Here is a 20437-nt window from a genome sequence, read left to right as displayed (position 1 = left end):
AGAATGTATCAACCCCATACTCCAGGCTTTTATCACAGGATTCCACCTATCATATACACCACAAATGCTGCAAGCCACGCCACAACACACTGCCAGATCACTACCATGACTGCCCAGCGGTGTCCCATCTCTCTCTTGATGGAGGCGATGGCTGCTATACAAGGCGAGTAAAGCAGGCTGAATACGAGCAGCGATGCGGCAGCTCTGGTTGTAATGGCTGCGGTCACTGATCCGTTAAACAGAATCTCGAGTGTGGATACCACGCTCTCCTTCGCCATGATACCGCTTATGAGCGACGTACATATTCTCCAATCGCCAAGTCCAAGCGGCTTAAATATCGGTACCAAAAGTCCGGCTATCGCAGCAAGTATGCTGTCCTGCGAGTCTTTCACCATATTGAGGTGCATATCAAAGCTCTGAAGGAACCAGATACATATAGTTGCAAGAAATATAACTGTGAACGCCTTCTGAAGAAAGTCCTTTGCCTTCTCCCACAGGAGCTGGCCTACGTTCTTCGCACCCGGAAGTCTGTAATTTGGAAGCTCCATGACAAAAGGAACCGCATTGCCCTTAAACAATGTGCTTCGGTAAATCATAGCTACGATTATTCCTATCGCAATTCCGAGGAAATAAAGCCCTGCCATAATAAGACCGCCCTTTCCAGGGAAGAATGCGCTTACAAAGAACGCATATATAGGAAGCTTAGCCGAACAGCTCATGTATGGAGTGAGCAGAATAGTCATCTTTCGGTCTCTCTCACTCGGGAGTGTCCTGGTTGCCATAACGGCCGGAACCGTACAGCCAAAGCCTATCAGCATCGGAACTATGCTCTTGCCGGAAAGTCCAATCTTCCTTAGCAGCTTATCCATGACAAACGCGACTCTTGCAATGTATCCACTGTCCTCCATAAGTGACAGGAAGAAGAACAGGGTAACAATTATTGGGAGGAAGCTGAGCACACTTCCCACTCCTGCAAATATTCCATCCATAACCAGGCTCTTGACCACCACATTTACATTTGCTGCGGTGAGAAGCTTTCCGACCTGAACCGTGAGTGCATCTATCCCCATCTCCAGAAGTTTCTGAAGTCCTGCTCCAATCACGTTAAATGTCAGATAGAACACCGCCAGCATGATACCTATAAAACATGGGATTGCGGTATACTTACCCGTAAGAATGCGATCTATCTTCTCGCTTCTGATCCTCTCCTTGCTCTCCTTTGGCTTAACTACGCAGTTTTCACATACCTTTTCTATGAAATTAAATCTCATATCAGCTATGGCTGCACTTCTGTCAAGTCCTCGCTCTTTTTCCATCTGGATTATAAGATGTTCTATCGTCTCTTTCTCGTTCTCATCAAGTCCAAGCCTTTCAAGTATGAGATGATCTCCCTCTATGATCTTGGTTGCAGCGAATCTAAGCGGCAGATCTGCTGCCTTTACATGATCCTCTATGAGATGCGCCACCGCATGTATACACCTGTGAACAGCTCCACCAAACTCATTCTCATCACAGAAATCCTGTCTTCCAGGTTTTTCCTGATACTTTGCTATATGTATGGCGTGTCTTACAAGCTCATCCACACCCTCGTTCTTTGCCGCAGATATGGGTACAACCGGGGTTCCAAGCATTGCCTCCATCCCATTTACATCTATGGAGCCTGAATTGCCTGTGACCTCATCCATCATGTTGAGCGCAACGACAACAGGTATATCCATCTCGAGAAGCTGCATTGTGAGATACATATTTCGCTCTATATTAGTAGCATCAACTATATTGATGATAGCCTTTGGGTGATCGTCAAGCACGAAGTTTCTGGACACGATCTCCTCGCTGCTATAAGGAGACATCGAATATATTCCAGGAAGATCTGTCACGGAGGTATTCTCCCTGCCCCTTATCGGACCATCCTTTCTGTCGACAGTTACTCCGGGGAAATTGCCTATATGCTGATTTGATCCGGTGAGCTGATTGAACAGTGTCGTCTTTCCACAGTTCTGGTTTCCGACCAAGGCAAATGTAAGTCTTGTTCCTTCCGGAAGCGGATCGCCATCCCCTTTGACGTGATATTTTCCTTCCTCGCCAAGTCCCGGATGTTCCTTCTCCTCTATTGTCTCAACCCTGGTGTGAGCTCTGGATCTTGTCTCTATCTGCTCTGCATCTATCTGCTCTGCATCTGCCAGTCTGAGTGTAAGTTCATATCCGTGGATCTGAAACTCCATGGGATCGCCCATCGGGGCAAGCTTCACAAGGGTGAGCTCCGCACCGGGGATAACACCCATGTCAAGGAAATGCTGTCTTAGCTCTCCTTCACCGCCAACGGTCTTTATTCTGGCGCTCTGTCCCACCTTCAAATCTCTCAGTGTCATAATTGATTATCCTTCTTTCATCATTCGTCCAAATTCATCCCCGCAGTCTTTCAATGCCACAAAATCGTCTGTCGAATGCCGTCTATTTGTGTTTATTGATATTTTTCTCAATTATAACACGATGAGTTCTATGCGCAATATATAGATCCTGATTATCATCTATATTTTTACGATTTTTTCATTTGCATCTCTGTCTATAGAAGTCAGTTCCTTAAGTTCCTTCACCGTAAACACACCGCAGACAATCGCAGTTATTCCATCCGCTATTGGTCCCGCATACATGACACCATCAATTCCCATGAACATAGGGAATATGATGATGAGTGGCAACAGAAAAAGTATCTGCCTTGTGAGTGACATGAATACACCAAGTTTTGCCTTGCCTATAGAATTAAAAAAATTGGATGTCACCGGCTGGATTCCATTTACGATGGTCAGGAACATGTATATCCTGAAATATCTCTCGGAAAACTGGAAGTACAGTTCGCTTCCCTCTCCAAATGCGCTGATGATCTGTCTTGGGAACAACTGGAATGCCACAAATGCCACAACCGACAGAGCTGATGCTGCTGCCAGCGCCAGAAGATAAGTCTTTCTCACCCTCCTGTATTTTCCTGCACCATAGTTGAAGCCTATGATCGGCTGGGTTCCCTGGGATATTCCTATGACTATAGCCATAAATATCATGTTGACCTTGCTTATTATTCCTGAACACGCAAGAGGTATGTCTCCTCCATACACCGACTGTGCTCCGTATCTTGACAGAGTATTGTTCATGACCACCTGGACTATCGCCATGGCTATCTGATTGAAACACGCCGACGCACCGAATCTGAATATATTGCCGCAGGTCTCTCCTCGCATAACAAAACTTTCTCTGGTAAGATTTATTGTCTTGAAATGAAACATATATCTGAGACTTATGGCAAATGATATGATCTGTCCTGTGATGGTGGCCAGAGCCGCACCGCGCATACCCATATCAAATCCAAATATCAGTATTGGATCAAGTACAGTGTTGATGATGGCTCCTGTCAGCATGGATATCATAGAATATCTCGGACTTCCATCCGCCATGATGAGCTTGCTCATTCCGGTATTCGCTATCAGGAACGGAAACCCTATCGCCGTGATCCTTGTATACTCCTGCGCAAATGGCAGGACTTTGTCCGTTGCGCCAAATGCCTTAAGCATCGGTGTCAGAAAAATGCTTGTCACCAGAAAGAGTGCCACACCGAATATCGCCATGAGACAGATTCCATTTCCCGCCGCCTCCGCAGACCTCTTCTCATCCCCCGCACCGAGCTTCAGTGAAAAGCTGGTCGCACTTCCTATTCCAAGAAGAAGCGATATGGCGGTACACGCCGTGGACAGAGGAAAGGCTATATTTGTCGCAGCATTTCCCAGCATTCCTACTCCGTGTCCTATAAATATCTGGTCGACTATATTGTAAAGCGCGGTCACCAGCATGGATATGATACATGGTATGGCAAATCTTGTGAGCAGATGCGCCTCATTCTCATATCCAATGGGATTGTTCTGATTTTCGTTTGTCTTTGTGTTATCGGTTGTCATATTTTTGTATTTTCACTCCATATTTTTTTAGGTCTACACGGCCATTCTCGACCTCTATGCCGTCCGCTCTGAGCCGTTCTGCCTGGACATCTGCCCCGCCGAATGCAAACGCTCCCGCCAGCTCGCCCTTGGAATTCACCACGCGGTAGCACGGTATGTTATCAGGATCTGGATTCTTGTGGAGCGCATTTCCGACCGCCCTCGCCATCTTTCTATTCCCTGCCAGCTCAGCTACCTGACCATATGTTGCAACACATCCCTTCGGTATCTTCTTCACCGCATCATATATCCTCTTTGTCGGGCTGTATGTAACTATATCATAGCTCTCCGCTATCATCTGCTTCACCGCATCATCGGGCACGCTTCCATCAAGTATGATGGTGTTCCAGTGCTCCTTGTTCTGGTGCCATCCCGGTATAACCGATTCAAATGCCTGCCTCCAGAAATCCAGCGACTCTGAATCAGCTTTAACGTTCAGATTGATATATCCATTCCTCTCATAAGTCCATAGAAATGCTTTCTTACTTCCCTTGACTCTCACAAGCTGCCAGTTCTGGTCGTGAAATGGAGCCTCCTGATATGTATCAGGAAATGAGAGACCATATGCCAGTACTTCCTCTCTTGTCGTCATGTATATTTTCCCTTTCTTGTGTTGCGATTATGTAATTATCTGTATCCCTTAAGATATCTCTTCTGCTCGTCCGTTATGCGGTAACTCTCCACAGCCTTCTGTATCGTCTTTCTGTGAACCCAGTCGGACATGCGGTGCTCTTCTATGTACGGAATGACCGCATCCCACTGCTTTGCCAGTGCTGTCGCCATGTACCATGCTATCATCATGTTGACATAATACTCATCAGACTTAACTTCTGCCACAATCCGCACATACTCAGGGTCAAAATCAGCATCCAGATAAAGCCTCATGAGCATTCCTATTCCATACCGTATAGTATAGGTCTCGCTTGAGGCGATCCAACGCTTAATAACCGGCAGCAAATCTTCCTTGTGATTTTCAAAACACTTCGGCGCAGGGAAATCACAGGTTGCCCAGTTATCTATATATGGAAGAAATCTTTCTATCTCCGAAATACATCTGTCATAATCCTTTATCCCGGTTATGAGCATCATGTGGAGATTATTTTCCTCGTAATAACAGTGTGGAAGTTCTTTTATAAACTTTTCTGCCAGTTCTGTTTCAACTATGCTCTTTGCATATTTTCTGAGCATTGGAACTCTTATGCCTATAACAGTCTCCTTGTCGATGTCTGGCATAAGCCTGCTGTGAAAATCTCTGTATGCCATATCCTGTAATTCAAACAGATGCTTTTGAATCTCCTCCATATTTTCACCTTACGCTTTCTAATTTTCTCGTTGTTAGTTTTCCATTTTCTACATTTTTCTAATCGGACTCATAATTGTATACAACTATTATATCTAATACTATCTGAATTTCTTCACATGCTCCGATATAAACCGAAACAGCTCGATATTGACCTTCTCATTCTTCTCCTCCGCCTCAAGATACTCAGGCACCGAAATATCCGTCTGAATCTCTCCGCATATATCAATACCCAATATTCTTGAATGTCTTATATCACCGGCATTTCTTTCATCATCACGACAAGCGTCAGAATTTTTTTCTTCACCCTGACCGCCAAGAAATACACTAAGCAGGCGTTCAAGTCCATCGATTGACATATCCCCCTGACTCCAGTTCGTCTCCGTGTACTCTGTTCCGAGGACATCTTTGTCTATAGATATATACAGAGGCAGATCTGTTCTAATAAGTTTCAGCTTATTCTTAGGCAGATCACCATGCAGGTCTTCGGCGGAAAATGTCAACAATCTTCCGCTCTGACTCCCACTATAACTTTCCAAAGTCTGCTCTATATCTGACTCCGGCGGTCCCACTATCACAAGCTGCCTGAGGTTTTTATTCTGACTCAAAGCCTGTCCCGCCCAATCTCCGCAGCTCATCATTTCTGGAACCATCGGTATCTGCATGTCTGTATGATGATCATACATAACCAGCCCAAACGGTTCGGTTATATGATCCGTTATTATCTTTGAAATATAATGATAATTTCCTGAATCAATATAATGTATACCCTGAATTCCGTACGGCTCTATTCTGCCCCATATTTTTTCATATGCATTTTTTGAACAATACATATCTGTCTCTTCTATGTCCGAGCAGTCCATATATCTGAACCTGTCTATATCCTTTATATACTCGTCACAGTATACATGTGTAAAATCCAGGATCAGATTCTCGTTTTTCACCCTGTTGTCACCCATATACAACCCCCATGTATCCAATAACAAGTCAATTTCGCAGCAATATCGATTAACCTGTCAATAATAAAATAATCTCAATACAAAATCGCCCGACTGTATTCTAACACAACCGGACGATTTTAATCACTATTTGTCTTTCTTTTTCCTTATGTGGATCTCCGGGATTGCCACCGTGTCATATGTCACAGACGAGTCATCCTCACCCACATTATCCTCATTGTCATCATGGCTCTTTGTGTTCACCTCAGGGATCGCCAGATTGTCAAATGACATGTTGAATCTGTGATGCTTTTTATGCTGTTCTTTATTTTTTTCTCTCATAGTTGGTTATACCCCCTAAAGTATGTTTATGAAAAATGTAATTACCAGGCTGTTCAGGAAGTCAGCAAATAAACTTCCTATAAGTGGGATTATCAGATACGCCTTGACCGAAGGAACGTAACGGTCGCATATAGCCTGCATGTTCGCCATGGCATTTGGCGTTGCTCCCATACCGAATCCGCATGTTCCGGCGGACAGAACCGCCGCATCGTAATCCCTGCCCATCACGTTGAACACAACAAAATATGTGAACAATATCATGAGTATAAGCTGCGCCGAGAGCAGTATGATAAGCGGAAGTGCAAGCTCTGCAAGCTGCCACAGCTTCAGGGTTATCATCGCCATTCCGAGGAACAGTGACAGGCAGATACCACCAAGGTTGTTGATCTCACCCATATAAATATCAAACTTACCTGAATACTCTCCGATATTTCTGATGACCGCAGCTGCGATCATCGCACCTATATATATAGGAAATGTAAGTCCTGTCTTTGTGAGAAGCTCCGATATGATGGTTCCTATTCCTACTGCTATGATGAGCTGGAACACTGCTGCCGCATACATATTTGTATGGCGTTCATGCTTCTTCTCATCCTCGACCAGTATACTGTCATCCTCGGCAACTGCAGTGTCCAGAAGCTTCTTCCTATCTATGAGTCTCTTGCCAATAGGTCCACCTATAAGACTTCCTGCGATGAGTCCAAATGTTGCCGCAGCCGTGCATATAGTGGTTGCCCCCTTGACATCAAAATCCTCCAGCACCGGGCCAAACGCTCCTGCAGTTCCATGACCACCTACCATAGGAATGGAACCTGTACACAAGCCAACAAGCGGATCAAGGTGCAGCAGCTTACTCACCCCGAGTGCCAAGAAATTCTGAAACACTATGAGCACCACAACCAATCCAAGGAATATGAACAACGATTTTCCTCCGCTCTTCAACACCTTAAGATTTGCCTGGAATCCAACTGATGTGAAGAAGAATACCATGCACACCTCTCTCAGCGTGTCGTCAAATGTAAATTCTGCTATGCCAAGACTGTAACACACACAAGTCAGGACTGCGAAAAGCAGACCTCCTATGACCGGCGCCGGTATGCAGAATTTCTCCAGAAAATTAATTCTTTTCTTCAAAAACTGTCCCAATATAAGTACCAGAACTGACACCGCCAGTGTCTGATACATATCTATCTGTATCTCCATGTAAGACCTCTCTTATCTATATTATATACACATGCAGACATCCGTGATCAGATACCCGAGTAGCCGCTGAGCGCAAGCGAAGGGGCGATACCATTTCACCCAATATCATCTGCATATATTCTTTTCCGCATTCAGTATATTTATTATCATCAGCTGACAACTACTGTTCAGCCGGGATCTCTATTCCTTTTTTCTGATAATAAGCTTTCGCACCATCATGAAATGGAATGGTCACGTTCTTCACAGCCTCACTCTCATCGATCTGGAAAGTGAGTGGTATGGAATACTGTATATCCTGCGAATGTTCAAAGAGAAGTCCTGTGAGCTCCTCCACTATTTCCTCATCCATATCGTCTCTTGCAAGAAGCACCGCTCTGACCCCAAGAGTCTCAACGTCCTGATCCTGGCCTTCGTATGTTCCCGCCGGTATGGTGTAATCCGTATAGAAGCCATACACGGATTTTAGTCTATCCCTGCACTTATCATCTATTCCGATAAGCTTCACATCGCACTCTTTAGACAGCTCCTCGATCACTGAAGTCTGTATACCTGCTGTACAAAAGAATGCATCTATCTGGCCTGATTTGAGTTCATTTGCCGCGTCCACATAGTCGAGATTTACTGTGTCTACAAGGGATTCCACAAGACCTGTCATCTTAAGTATCTGCTCTGCATTTCTCTGGGTTCCTGATTCTTCCTCGCCAACGGAAACTTTCTTGCCCTGAAGATCATCCAGGCTGTCTATGCCTGAGTCAGCCCTCACCACGATCTGACACGCCTCAGTGTACAGACTGGCAACCGCCGAGTAACCACGATACCGCTTCTTATCTGTGACCCCTGTTCCATTGTAGGCTGCATCCACCAGATCTGCCTGTGCTATAGCCATATCAATATACCCATCTGACAGGAGTCTTATATTCGCTGTAGATCCCGCAGTCGCCTTTACTTCAAATTCAAGATCTTCGTCCGCTGCCACTGCCATCTGTGCAAATGCATTTGAGAAGGCATAATACCCACCGCCAACTCCCGCTGCACCAAGCTTCACGGATCTGCTGCCCGCTCCACACCCGGCAAGGGAGAGCGTCATCAGCATGGCTGCCCCCGCTGCAGCCAATCTTTTTATCTTTTTCAGTTTCATTTTATTTTCCTCCTTATGTGACTTGGCGAAAGATCTTTCTCTTCGCTATTACCACCACCATACAACAATCGCGTATAACACGAAATAAAGGGCTTATCGCCCTTTATTATCGCCGTCCATATACCATGTACATCATAAGAGCTCCTTCAGCTTCGTATTCTTTGACAAGTCAAGTGATGTAAGCTTATTATAATCACAGTTGAGTTTTTCCAGTTTCTTGTTTCCCGAAAGATCTAGTGATGTGAGATTATTGTGTCCACAATCAAGATACTTAAGATTAGGGAAATACTTAATTCCCTTAAAACTGCTGATCTTCCAATATTTTGCACTTATTAATGCTGCATTATTCCGCTCTTTCTTTGATAAATCTCCCTTTATATAAATTTTCAGCCTAAAAATACACATTTCTATTGTATATAAGTAAACTTAAAAGTCAACTCCGTATTGCTGCTTATTATTTTTATCATATTTTATTTTCTTGCAAATGCCGGAGCACTCCGGAATATAAACAAAATAAACGGCGGAGTCATTGTCTCCGCCGTTTATTTAAAACACATATATCAAAGTGACTTTACCACTCGTGCACCTCTACTTCTAACCCCCACGTGCTGAACAGTGAATCCGCAGCCTCCTCCACAGTCTGACCATCAGGGAGTGCCATGTAACTTCCACTGACGCTCACTATTCCGTCACCACAGTTACTATAGGCTATCCACAGTGCACATTCCTCCCCAGCTGGGATCACCCACACCTGATCCAGCACCGGTTCACTTACTACATACGCCTGATCATACCTAAGTATTGATGAGGCCGCCAATGCACTCGCTCCCCCAGCGCTGGCGGTCACATAATTTCCAAATGCCAAGCACGCATTTTTTTCAACACGGTCTCTGGCCGTATCGGATAGGGACGTTTCACCATCAGTCTGCCCCATAATGAATTCTGCTGCTTTATCCGAGATTATCACAACTGCAATCTTGCCACTTGTGTCGGCTATATTATCACCCCAGTCACTTGCGGCTTCAGCAACCTCGTCACTTCCGCCCATTATCTTTATATAAGCTTCATCATTTGCAAGTTCGTTCACCGAAGCCGCCACATCTAGGGCAGTCTCCTTGAACCACTCCTCATCCGGTGTATTGACCTTGAACTTTCCTTGACTCTCTATGCCCGATTTGGTTCTATCTGTTTTATCACTGCTTACCACTGATGAACATCCCGCAAGTCCCACCAGTGCCGCAAGCACACATATCACAATTCCTGTCTTTTTCATATTCCATTTACCCTTTTTTCTCGATATAAGCCCATTTTTAATGTCTTATTATATAAAGAAACATTCTCCCATATTTTTCTCAAGTATCCATATCCTCGATTTGTCTATAATACAATAACTCCATACATTTACACAACCGTTTAAAACTTAAATAATCTTTTTTCTGTCCGTAGGGTATTTGTAGTGAGTCCTGCAATAAACAGCGATCTTAACTCCGTGTGTAACTTGAAAACGACAATGACCACCAGTCCGTATATTCAATGGATATTACATCTTAGCTCTACTTGTCACTTAAACACTTCCTGTCCGTGCTCTTTAAAGTATACCATCATCTCATGTGTGAGACTCAGGTGCTCCGGATAGTCTGGAATATCATCACGGTTCACCCACTCTCCGGTTGCAAGCTCCTGTCTGTCTATGGTCAGATGCCCGTCACCGCCCTCCGGTATGTCTGCCTGACAGAAATAACCCATGAGAAGATTGCTGTCATAGCCCCATGGCTGTGACTTGTAATAAGTGATATTCTTAACGCTGATGCCGACCTCCTCCATGACCTCCCGTCTGACGGTCTGCTCAGCGCTCTCCCCTATCTCGGTAAATCCCGCTATCAGGGCATATCTCTTGTACTCCCTGCCCGCATATGTGGTAAGTATGATCCTGTCGCCGTCGATCACGCCCACTATGACAGCAGGAGCTATGACAGGAAATATCAGCCTGCCACAGGACGGACATCTGAGCATCCTCTCTTTCTCATCATGAACAGTTCTCTCTCCACAGGCACCACAGAACCTGTTGGTCCTGTACCAAAGCGACAGATGCCAGCCTGTCGCCGCCGCAAGAACCGCAGTCTTCGGATGGCAAGCCCTTGTCTTATACATGCTTCGGTAATCATATCCCGGCGCTGTCAGTCGGTTATCTCCATTCCACAGAAAATATGCGGTATCATCTATTGAAAAGAGATAAACCAGATTCCCTATTTCCCTATCGCATCCAGTTATTTTCTTCAGTTCTCCGTACGTCATAAACACCAGCCGGTTCTCATCGACCATCACCTTTGCCAATATCATTTTTTCAGAAAAAGAGAGAACCATATCGTGATCCTCTGGTTCTCTCCTGTTACTATATTGATTATTAAACCTCTGTGGTTCTATATCCTGTATCATGTCTGCATTCTCCATTGCATACTAATATTTCTTCTTCATACGCTTTGCAAGTGAGCTGTACAAAGCTGTGCACATAAGTATCATCAGAACATATAATGCAACTAAGATTATACATACAATCCCTGGAATTGACAATAGACTATATCCCATATCATACTGCTATGACCAGACATTTCTCCTGACTGTCAAGTTCTGCCGCTCTGCTCCTGTCCCTTGCACTCGTAATATATATAACCTTTGCAAAGCGTTCTATGGTGTTGTGTCTTATAATATGATCAACAACACTGTATTCTCCACCATTCGCCACTGTACCCAACAGCTCCTGAAGCATTACATCGTACTCCGTGTACTCGAAGACATCTCGGTGAACAACCTTTGTCTTTGCCGTATCCATTCTGTATACCGTATGGCCTGTGGCACTCTGCTGAAGCTCCTTACTGATGGTCGCCACAGCCTCTATAATCTTCTTGTTCTCCTCCTTGTCATTTGACGAAGCATAATCAAATGCAAGCATTGTTGACATATCATTTGGCCTGTCAAATTCTTTCACCATTATGTCATCGAACTTTGCAGACATCTTCCAGTGGATCTGCTTGATGCTGTCACCCACCACATACTTTCGTATCTGAAGTATCTCCGACACATCATTTCCTTTGACATGCTTATAATTCACATCACTGTCACTCGACTTATTTCCCTCGAACTCCTGAAGCACCTCATCCGACTCATCCGGGTACTGATAAAAATAACAGTCGCCATGGGGTCTGAGTTTCTTTGCAGTTATACCAAGCCAATCATAAACTTTTATGCCAAATATGTCTATATTGATTCTTCCGCAATATTTGCTTCCTATAGGAACCTCATATGTGCTTGTCTTCTTTCCGCCAACAGAGCAGTCCACTGTGGCATTGCAATCCGAGGCAAATACCACATTCTGACAGCCAAATACAACTCTGACATGGGATGCCGGGAATATGGAGCTGTTCTCTACACACAGCTGGAGCTGTCTGTCCTCCGACAGTTCATTCAATATTGTAAAACTTATCTTTACCTTTTTTGCCACGAACAGATTGATAACTGCAGCTATGATCCAAGCTCCGATAACCGCAGCTGCGATCCACAGGGTATACAGGTTATTGGTCCATATATACACTAGCAGGAGCAGTATAACTATTATGGCATATTCAATTTTTGCTTTCATATTTATACCTCTCCTACCTAATTGCATTCCAGAATCCCATTTTGATCCTGCTCAGTATATTCTCCTCGTGAACTACATTTTTCTTCATCTCCAAAGCTGACTCCCTTACAAACTTTGCATCATCCGCCGTTGGAATATATCTGCTGAACTTGTATCTCCGAAGCAGATCAAGCAGCTGCGGACTTATGTTGTCCTCCAGTTTCTTCTTCTGGTAAGCCATCAGGGCAGCCATATAATCACCAGATGCCGCAATGGACTTTTCGTTGTCTGGATCATTCATTCTCTTTCTTCTCACTATCGCACATACTATTCTTCTGATTATGAGAACTACTATAAACAATGCTATCAGTCCAAGTATGATATATCCTATAAGCAGAACAGTCTCCATGGAGCCTCCACCACCGCCGTTATCTTCCTGCTGATCTTCCGGTTCTGGCGGTATCGTCTGAGGTGTTGTTCCACTGTCTGTGTTGCCCTTTCCTGTATCATCGTCCTCAGAGTAATATCCTGGCGTTACCTCTATCGGGATAAATCCCAGACCTCCCGCATATATCTCTACCCATGCATGGGAATCTTCATCCGTAACGGATATTACATCTGATCCTGCAACAGGATTTACCAGATAGCCTTCGACATACCTTGCCGGAATACCGTAGTATCTGAAAAGCATGGTTGCCACCGTGGCAAAATGCGCTGAATATCCTGCTTTATGCCCATCCAGCATCTCGATGACAAAATCCTCATCACCTGTATACTCATCCGCGTCATTTCTGTATGACATTTGACCTGCCATATAATCACGGACAACTTTTATGGCATCAAACGGATTCATCTTCTGCCCCGCATTCGGCACATGGCTGTCAAAATATTCCCTCATGTCATCCGGAATATCCTCGTAATATTTTCTTGCAAATGTACCATATACATTCTCGCTGTCATGGAATATCTTGTCACCGGTCTGATCCTGATACCACTTTTCTCCATATATAGCTTTGTAATCATTATTTATGACATCCACCATATCAAAGAAATAATCCGTCTCTCGGCCAAGTCCCTGGGATCTGAAATTCACATCGTTCTTCGGTGCATACAGATTTTCCAAAGAACTGTATGTCACACACTCCGGTACATACTGATACTTTCTCCTTGCTGAGATGTTGGATATCTCCACATAGATACTGTTATCAGCAGCCTCACCGCCATTTTCCGCTGACTGTGTAACATATGCTGACAGATTTGCCAGCGGCGAATAGTCATTACTTGAAAACCACTCAAATACTCCCTCATAATCACCGCCATATATCTTGAGATCACTGTCCTCCCATCCATCCTCTGTGTACTTTGAGCCAACAAAGCCTCTCATATACATCTGTTTTGGCTGGGACATCCTGATCTGCAATCTCTCCTCTCCGGTTATGATAGTGTCATCATATCTGGAAAACTTTCCCTCAGGATAATCGCTTTTACCGTATATGACATTCTCGCCGTGATACTGCATATTGGTCTTGATGTCATCAACTACCTGAAGCGGACTGTATGCCATAAACATATATACTGCCATGGTCAGTCCCGCTATCACCGCCATACATATTCCAAGATGGACATACATATCCGCTGTGATGTTGCCGTGGACATTGCCTACATACATTATGAGTACCACGCTGACAAGCCCAAGCATAAGCCATACAGCACTACCGTCACCCTTGTATATCATCGGCAGTGTGACTGCCAAAAATACCAGCACTGATGCAAGCAGATTGAGTCTTGCCCGGATAATGAGTGCCATAACCGCAGCAGAGACAAATGAGAGCAGTATCATAGTTATCAGCTCATCAGTTTTTGCAGTACTCTCATCCACAACAAACATCAGATTGGCCATAGCCATATTTTTATTTACTGTCGTCAGAACATCGTTTGCAAGCTTTGCAAATCCATTCCCGACCTGATTCATCATTGCAATACCAGCCGCTGTAGCAGCCACCAGAAATGCCACATAGCCGATGATCGCAGATTTCTTTTTTCTAAGCAAAAACTGGAACAAAAAGCCGCCTATAAGTGCACCGGGCAAAACCGCAGTTACGCCTGTGCCAAGCTTGAACCCGGAAGAGATACCCATCACCAGACTTAATACTGCACAGAATGTTATAAATCCCCTGAGTATCCACGTATTCCTAGAAGAAGCTTTGATTCCGCTTATGTCTATTGAGATCTCATTTCCCATAAGTTACTCCACTTCATCTATACTTATAATGTCGACCTGTCCCGGCTCGTCATCATCGCCGCCGATTCCGGTGCCTTTACCGCCTTTGCCACCGCTTCCACCGGAGCCCGATCCGCCATTACCGCCGGTTCCTTTGCCACCGGAGCCTGAACCACCGTCATCACCATCTCCGTCGCCAACCGTTATTCCGGCTCCCGGATCATCACTGCTATCGTCTGGTTCTTCACCAACTGTGATATCAGACGGATCGACCTGCTGCTCCGTAGATGGCTGCTCTGTTTGAGCCTCAGTCTGAGCCTCAGTGGTTGCCTCTGTAGTAGCCTCAGTGGTTGCCTCCGTTGTAGCCTCCGTCGTAGCCTGAGTTGTCGCCTCCGTCGTAGCTTCCGTTGTCTCCTCCTCAGTCTTATCGCCTGAATCTTCCTCTGAATCCTCGGCATCTTTGTCTGCCATATCCGCAAACTTCTGGTCGTTCATTCGCTCTTCCGTATTTTGATTATCTCTCATTGTGAATTTTGACTTCTGTCTCGTACATCCGGTCGCTGCCATCGAAAGTATGAGTCCCGCCACAAGGATTCCATATATTTTCTTTCTCATCACATATTCTCCTCACATAAGACCTATTTTCTCGCTCCGTTTACTGCAGGAGGTTTTATCTGTCCTACAATGCCCTTAACTATATTCTCTGCCGCATTTTTCTCTCTTCGGGCAGATGGTGTAAGTACCAGCCTGTGCATGAACACATCATATATAACGGCAGACACATCATTTGGGATGACATAATTTCTTCCGTTCATATATGCACACGCCTTTGCAAGATTGGCAAATGCTTTTGTTCCTCTTGGACTTATTCCGCACTCAATCTTATCGTGATGTCTTGTTGCATCTACAAGAAGAGATATGTACTCAGCAACCTCCTGTGATATATATGTCTGCGCAACCTGTGTTCTCATGGCCACAAGCTGTTCCAGATTCATAACAGGAACTATCTGATCTATAGGATTACCTCCGTGATCCTCGAGTATCATTGCCATCTGACTCTGTACATCTGGATATCCCATGCTAAGTTTTACCATAAATCTGTCAAGCTGTGAGTCAGGTAGTGCCTGTGTACCGCCTGACGTGATAGGATTCTGCGTTGCGATGGTGATAAACGGATTAGGGAGCTTGTATGTGTTTCCCTCCGCTGTAACCGTGCCCTCCGCCATAGCCTCAAGAAGAGCCGCCTGTGTCTTGCTTGATGTTCTGTTGATCTCATCGGCAAGAAGAAGGTTCGTAAATACAGGACCTTTGGTGAACTGCATTTTATTTGTCTCCTTGTTAAGTATGGAATATCCAACTATATCACTCGGCATTGTATCCGGGGTAAACTGGATACGATCCTCGCCAAGGCACATCGCCTTGGCAAGTGATTTGGCAAGTGTCGTCTTGCCAAGTCCTGGATTATCCTCCAGTAATATATGTCCAGATGCAAGTATTACCATTATCACCTTACATATGACCTCATCTTTACCCTTTATTGCTTTCTTTATTTCGATTATAAGCTGCTGTATCTGCTGATTCATTATCTTTGTCTCCTGTATGCTATTTGTTTTTCTGCCACTTTGCACATACTCTGGTATTTGGTGCAAGACTGGTATTTATTGTCGCCTTTGTCCATCTGCCGCCCTTTATATAATACCAGCCCTTAAATGTATATCCTTTTCTTGTCGGTGTATATAACTTACCAGTTAGAAAATTGGAACTGGTTATAAGCGGTTTGGTCTTTATAAAAGTGACTTTTCTTGCCTCCCGTGTGCCACCTATCTTTCCACCATTAGGGTCAAATGTCGCTGACACCCTGGTACATCCCACGTCACGAAATGTTGCCCACGCAGAATATGCCTTTTTTCCATTTGAATCTTTATATATAGCCCGTACCTGTACAACTACAAATTTCTGACTAGTTGACACTTGCAACCAATTTCCAAGTTTTTTCCCTGACTTTTTATTTACCGTATATATACTAGCACCCTTAAGACCACGCTCTGATAGTGCTGCCTTATACTGGTATCCGATAAAACTTGTATCTTCCTTCCATGACACAATCATGATCTTTTTCTTATTATCGATCTTTGTCGCTTTTTTCACAACTGCTGGCTTGATCCATTTTGCAGTAAGTGTAACACTGCCCTCTATACGTGTATTGTTTCCTACCTTTATCCACCTGTTGCCACTCTTGTAATACCAGCCACCAAACAGATATCCTGTTCTCTTCCTACACCTGTTGTATATACTTCCGGCTCCCAGTTCTCCCAGTGTCTGGTTATACAGCACATTCTCATATCCTTTAACTACTCTATTATTCCTCTTGTAATTAAGATTATAGGTCACTTTATATGTAGGTCTGCTGATATCTGCCTTCAGGGTAACCAAAAAAGTTACTTTGGAGTCTTTTGTAATATATTTTTTTTCCTGCCTGCCATTAACGTTTTTAACGTAATACCATCCAATAAATTTTTTATTCGCATTTTTCTGTGCAGTCGTCAAAACAGGTACTATATTGCCTATTTTTTCATTATAATTATAGATTTTTGTGTATGTATTTTTGCCACTAATTCTTGCTCCACTACAGTCAAACACCACTGCGAACTGCTTTATCTTCCATACCGGGTGAACCTCTATATCGTCTGTATATTTATATTCTGAGTCTGCTGTTATAAGTTTGTTGTCTGAGGTTGCCCATCCAAGGAAATCGTATCCTTTAAGTGTCGGAGTTGGAAGTTTCGATGCAAATTTCTGCCCATACTTAAAAGTGTACTTTAATGGGGTATTGGTTGCCAGGCTTCCCGTCTTATAGCCAGGACAGGACAGCGTGATATTCACCTCGTAGGACTTTGGTGCCCACTGTGCATACAGTGTAACTATTATTGTGTAACTGTCTCCCTCATCCACTGTACCGCCGCGGAGAGCCGCTGTATTGTTCAGAGGTCTGAAGCTATCTCCTACCGTAATACCTGTTCCGTCCTCCTTTGTGTTCCATCCTGCAAACTCGTATCCACTCTTGTACGATTCCTCTGCCTCCGGTGTCAGCACGCCCGTTCTGGAATTGGTTGATGTCACTCTGCTGTCTGCTATGACCTCCTCGGTGCCTGTGACATATCTCAGCTTGAACTTCTCTGATTTCCACTGTGCATACAGTGTAACCTCTTCTCCGTCATTATATGTGAGCGGTTCACTGCATTCCTGTCCTAGATCAAATATCTTGTCCGTGTCCTCATCTTCAATTCCGTTCATATTGGTACACCAGCCGTCAAGCCTGTATCCCGGTTTTGTCATCTTGTCCGTATCTTCTTCCGGCATATTAAAGCTTTCACCAAATGTACACTCTATACTGTCAGGGGCTGTGCCCTCTCCACCTATTCCAAGATCAAATACTACCGTGTACTTTATCGGCCTCCACTGTGCATATAAAGTGATAACCGCTTTATCCTCGGTGCTGAGATTGGTTACTATCTGGTTGTTTGTAAATGCCGTTCCGCTTCCATCGCGCTCTGTGTTCCATCCTGTGAACACATATCCCTTATGCTCAAAGCCGCAATTTCCAAGTTTCTTTGCCACATCATATGTAAACTTTACAGAATCCTTGTACCCATCTACACTGTCCGGATCCTCAGTATTTGAATCAAAAACCACCGTGTATGTGATTGGCTGCCACTTTGCATATAGTGTAACCTCACCTTCAGTATCTCTCAGATTCACTACTTTGTCTGTAGTCTTGTACTGGACTGCGCCATCCTTCTCCGTTGACCATCCGCTGAGTACATATCCTGTCCTCTGATATCTGTCACCATCTATGGCATATGAATACGAATAGAGCATCTTAAAAGGTTCATACTCGGCCGTTCCGTCCTTCAGTTCTCCTTCATTTTTATCAAGTCTGACTGAGTACTCAACAGGGCTCATATCCGCATAGAGCTTTACTATTTCATAGTCGTTATCTGTGAGGTTATATATACTTTCTACTTTATCACCGACTTCCGTCTTCCAGCCTTTAAATGTATATCCCTTACATGTATACCCCGCTGGGAGTTCTGTCCTGACATCATACGTTGCACTGACATTGTCTACCTCGCCAGACACTGCCGTCTGGATATTTTCGTCACGGTTCTCCATCAGTATCGGCTTTACAAATGTTACAGTATAACTTATCGGTTCCCACACTGCATAGAGTGTTACTACTCCGTCATTAGTACTGCACAGATTGCTGACTGACTGTCCACTCTTATACTTGACGCTGCCCGTTTGTGTATCTGACCATCCTTTGAAATTATATCCCTTTTTGTCAAATATATCTTTTGGCAGGCTGAACGAATAGTTGTAATACACTTTATAACTCTCAGGGCGATCACCTGACCCATTTGAGTCAAACTTTACCTGATAGTATATCGGGGTCCACTTGGCATACAGATTAACTGTACCTCCATTTACAGGGATCAGATTATACAGGCTTGTGACTGCACTTCCTGTACAATCAGCATTCTTGTACCAGCCATCAAATACGAAACCTGTACACGTATATGAATTTGCCGGAATTGCCTTTGAGACATCATATGTACATGATGTGTCCGCCATTGTTCCAGATACCGTGAAACTCTCCAGAGTGTCGAATTTTTTCGGCTCATTCTTCACAAAGTGCACCTTATATGTATTTTTCTTCCATATCGCATAGAGATTGAAGGTTCCTGTTTTTGTCAGGTTGGCCACTTCCTGATCAGGCTTATATATAGTTCCTGTTCCATCTGCCTTTGTATTCCAGTTCTGGAAAGTATATCCTTTGCGGCTAAATATGGATGCATCATGTATAAAACTCCAGGAATAATTATCGTTATTTGTCTGATATGTCAAATTTTCTGTATATGTATCTTTTTGTCCATCATTGCTGTTATAAATTATCTTATAGTAATAAACTATAACTGTTCCAGGAACCTTTCCTGTATATAAAGTTTTGCGTGTTGTACTATCGACATATGTCACACACTTTGAATTTACACCCTTAAATGCGTCTGTTCCTATTGCCGTAAGATTTTTTGTTCTGACTGAATTTATACATTTGATATTCTTACATCCATTAAAAGCATTTGCGCCTATTGTCTTAAGCCCTGCTGGAAGTGCAAGTCCTCCTGTATTTTCACTCGTGAGTGCTGTATCCCCCTGGAATGCCCCAGCTGATATTGTTATAAGCCCCGTTGCGTAGTTCAGGTTGTATATTCTTTTCAAACCTGTACATCCACTGAATGCATTCTCTCTTATAGATACAAGTCCTGTTGCGTTCTTGAAGTTGACCGATGTGATCTTTGTGTTTCCCTTATATGCACTGTTTCCTATCGTGTTGACTGTGTAACTCTTTTTGGTCTTTTTAACTGTTACTTTAGTTGGGATAACCACCGCACCTGAATTGACACCTGTTATCGTTGATGTTGTCACAGGTCTTATGATACATTTACCATCGTCCTTCTGTACCCATATTCTCCACGCTTCATCACTACTGAGCTCATCCTTGACGGTGTATTGTATCGTAGTCGCAGCATCTGACTTAAACGATACACTGCTTACGACTGTCGCAGCCATTATAAATGCACACACCAACATCAGCCATACTCTCATCTTCTTTAACATAATGTTTCCTCCCTTTTCCC

The 20437-nt window shown here is 44.0% G+C and carries 16 protein-coding genes; all 16 read right to left on the bottom strand.

Annotation, left to right across the window (positions count from 1 at the left end; genetic code table 11):
• Window positions 1-32 precede the first annotated feature (32 nt).
• Entirely contained in the window at window positions 33-2369 is a 2337-nt protein-coding gene (gene feoB / locus NQ536_RS02640) for a ferrous iron transport protein B (RefSeq protein WP_004851415.1), read from the bottom strand.
• A gap of 159 nt (window positions 2370-2528) precedes the next feature.
• The gene (locus tag NQ536_RS02635; protein ID WP_004851419.1) at window positions 2529-3944 is read right to left on the bottom strand and encodes an MATE family efflux transporter; all 1416 of its coding nucleotides are present in this window, start codon (window positions 3942-3944) and stop codon (window positions 2529-2531) included.
• Window positions 3931-4575, bottom strand: coding sequence for a methylated-DNA--[protein]-cysteine S-methyltransferase (locus tag NQ536_RS02630; protein WP_004851421.1), 645 nt, complete (start codon window positions 4573-4575; stop codon window positions 3931-3933). Before NQ536_RS02630 ends, NQ536_RS02635 begins: the two co-directional genes overlap by 14 nt.
• 35 nt (window positions 4576-4610) lie before the next feature.
• Window positions 4611-5285, bottom strand: coding sequence for a DNA alkylation repair protein (locus NQ536_RS02625; RefSeq protein WP_004851423.1), 675 nt, complete (start codon window positions 5283-5285; stop codon window positions 4611-4613).
• Between the two features lie 99 nt (window positions 5286-5384).
• A complete protein-coding gene (locus NQ536_RS02620; RefSeq protein ID WP_004851424.1) occupies window positions 5385-6242 on the bottom strand; it encodes a hypothetical protein in 858 nt (285 codons plus the stop codon).
• Between the two features lie 126 nt (window positions 6243-6368).
• A complete protein-coding gene (locus NQ536_RS02615; RefSeq protein WP_004851427.1) occupies window positions 6369-6563 on the bottom strand; it encodes a hypothetical protein in 195 nt (64 codons plus the stop codon).
• Between the two features lie 15 nt (window positions 6564-6578).
• Window positions 6579-7766, bottom strand: a complete 1188-nt coding sequence (gltS, locus tag NQ536_RS02610; protein WP_004851429.1) for a sodium/glutamate symporter — start codon at window positions 7764-7766, stop codon at window positions 6579-6581.
• Between the two features lie 160 nt (window positions 7767-7926).
• Window positions 7927-8904 carry a TAXI family TRAP transporter solute-binding subunit gene (locus tag NQ536_RS02605; protein WP_004851431.1) on the bottom strand — a complete coding sequence of 326 codons (978 nt, stop codon included), beginning with the start codon at window positions 8902-8904 and terminating at the stop codon, window positions 7927-7929.
• A gap of 132 nt (window positions 8905-9036) precedes the next feature.
• The gene (locus tag NQ536_RS02600; protein WP_004851433.1) at window positions 9037-9309 is read right to left on the bottom strand and encodes a leucine-rich repeat domain-containing protein; all 273 of its coding nucleotides are present in this window, start codon (window positions 9307-9309) and stop codon (window positions 9037-9039) included.
• 166 nt (window positions 9310-9475) lie between these two features.
• Window positions 9476-10177 carry a YgdI/YgdR family lipoprotein gene (locus tag NQ536_RS02595; protein WP_004851435.1) on the bottom strand — a complete coding sequence of 234 codons (702 nt, stop codon included), beginning with the start codon at window positions 10175-10177 and terminating at the stop codon, window positions 9476-9478.
• 287 nt (window positions 10178-10464) lie between these two features.
• Window positions 10465-11340 carry an NAD(+) diphosphatase gene (gene nudC / locus NQ536_RS02590; protein ID WP_044998074.1) on the bottom strand — a complete coding sequence of 292 codons (876 nt, stop codon included), beginning with the start codon at window positions 11338-11340 and terminating at the stop codon, window positions 10465-10467.
• A gap of 151 nt (window positions 11341-11491) precedes the next feature.
• Window positions 11492-12541 (bottom strand): DUF58 domain-containing protein, encoded by a 1050-nt coding sequence (locus NQ536_RS02585; RefSeq protein ID WP_044998075.1) that lies wholly within the window; start codon window positions 12539-12541, stop codon window positions 11492-11494.
• A gap of 13 nt (window positions 12542-12554) precedes the next feature.
• The gene (locus NQ536_RS02580) at window positions 12555-14762 is read right to left on the bottom strand and encodes a transglutaminase-like domain-containing protein (protein WP_004851445.1); all 2208 of its coding nucleotides are present in this window, start codon (window positions 14760-14762) and stop codon (window positions 12555-12557) included.
• Between the two features lie 3 nt (window positions 14763-14765).
• Window positions 14766-15356 carry a hypothetical protein gene (locus NQ536_RS02575; protein WP_004851447.1) on the bottom strand — a complete coding sequence of 197 codons (591 nt, stop codon included), beginning with the start codon at window positions 15354-15356 and terminating at the stop codon, window positions 14766-14768.
• 23 nt (window positions 15357-15379) lie between these two features.
• Window positions 15380-16324, bottom strand: coding sequence for an AAA family ATPase (locus NQ536_RS02570; RefSeq protein ID WP_044998077.1), 945 nt, complete (start codon window positions 16322-16324; stop codon window positions 15380-15382).
• A 19-nt stretch (window positions 16325-16343) separates the two neighbouring features.
• Window positions 16344-20417: an InlB B-repeat-containing protein gene (locus NQ536_RS02565; protein ID WP_004851451.1), complete on the bottom strand. Its 4074-nt coding sequence runs from the start codon at window positions 20415-20417 to the stop codon at window positions 16344-16346.
• Between the last annotated feature and the right edge of the window lie 20 nt (window positions 20418-20437).

This window comes from Coprococcus eutactus, assembly GCF_025149915.1.
In the GTDB taxonomy this organism is placed as follows: Bacteria; Bacillota; Clostridia; order Lachnospirales; family Lachnospiraceae; genus Coprococcus; species Coprococcus eutactus.
The sequence above is the reverse complement of the archived record's forward strand: the minus strand, read 5'-3'. Positions and strand labels throughout refer to the sequence as shown.

Excerpts from the sequence above, each read along its gene's own strand:
- NQ536_RS02575 (WP_004851447.1), bottom strand. The coding sequence starts at position 15,356 with ATGAGAAAGAAAATATATGGAATCCTTGTGGCGGGACTCATACTTTCG.
- NQ536_RS02580 (WP_004851445.1), bottom strand. The coding sequence starts at position 14,762 with ATGGGAAATGAGATCTCAATAGACATAAGCGGAATCAAAGCTTCTTCT.
- NQ536_RS02615 (WP_004851427.1), bottom strand. The coding sequence starts at position 6,563 with ATGAGAGAAAAAAATAAAGAACAGCATAAAAAGCATCACAGATTCAAC.
- feoB (WP_004851415.1), bottom strand. The coding sequence starts at position 2,369 with ATGACACTGAGAGATTTGAAGGTGGGACAGAGCGCCAGAATAAAGACC.
- gltS (WP_004851429.1), bottom strand. The coding sequence starts at position 7,766 with ATGGAGATACAGATAGATATGTATCAGACACTGGCGGTGTCAGTTCTG.
- NQ536_RS02565 (WP_004851451.1), bottom strand. The coding sequence starts at position 20,417 with ATGTTAAAGAAGATGAGAGTATGGCTGATGTTGGTGTGTGCATTTATA.
- NQ536_RS02625 (WP_004851423.1), bottom strand. The coding sequence starts at position 5,285 with ATGGAGGAGATTCAAAAGCATCTGTTTGAATTACAGGATATGGCATAC.
- NQ536_RS02635 (WP_004851419.1), bottom strand. The coding sequence starts at position 3,944 with ATGACAACCGATAACACAAAGACAAACGAAAATCAGAACAATCCCATT.
- NQ536_RS02620 (WP_004851424.1), bottom strand. The coding sequence starts at position 6,242 with ATGGGTGACAACAGGGTGAAAAACGAGAATCTGATCCTGGATTTTACA.
- NQ536_RS02630 (WP_004851421.1), bottom strand. The coding sequence starts at position 4,575 with ATGACGACAAGAGAGGAAGTACTGGCATATGGTCTCTCATTTCCTGAT.
- nudC (WP_044998074.1), bottom strand. The coding sequence starts at position 11,340 with ATGATACAGGATATAGAACCACAGAGGTTTAATAATCAATATAGTAAC.
- NQ536_RS02570 (WP_044998077.1), bottom strand. The coding sequence starts at position 16,324 with ATGAATCAGCAGATACAGCAGCTTATAATCGAAATAAAGAAAGCAATA.
- NQ536_RS02595 (WP_004851435.1), bottom strand. The coding sequence starts at position 10,177 with ATGAAAAAGACAGGAATTGTGATATGTGTGCTTGCGGCACTGGTGGGA.
- NQ536_RS02605 (WP_004851431.1), bottom strand. The coding sequence starts at position 8,904 with ATGAAACTGAAAAAGATAAAAAGATTGGCTGCAGCGGGGGCAGCCATG.
- NQ536_RS02600 (WP_004851433.1), bottom strand. The coding sequence starts at position 9,309 with ATGTGTATTTTTAGGCTGAAAATTTATATAAAGGGAGATTTATCAAAG.
- NQ536_RS02585 (WP_044998075.1), bottom strand. The coding sequence starts at position 12,541 with ATGAAAGCAAAAATTGAATATGCCATAATAGTTATACTGCTCCTGCTA.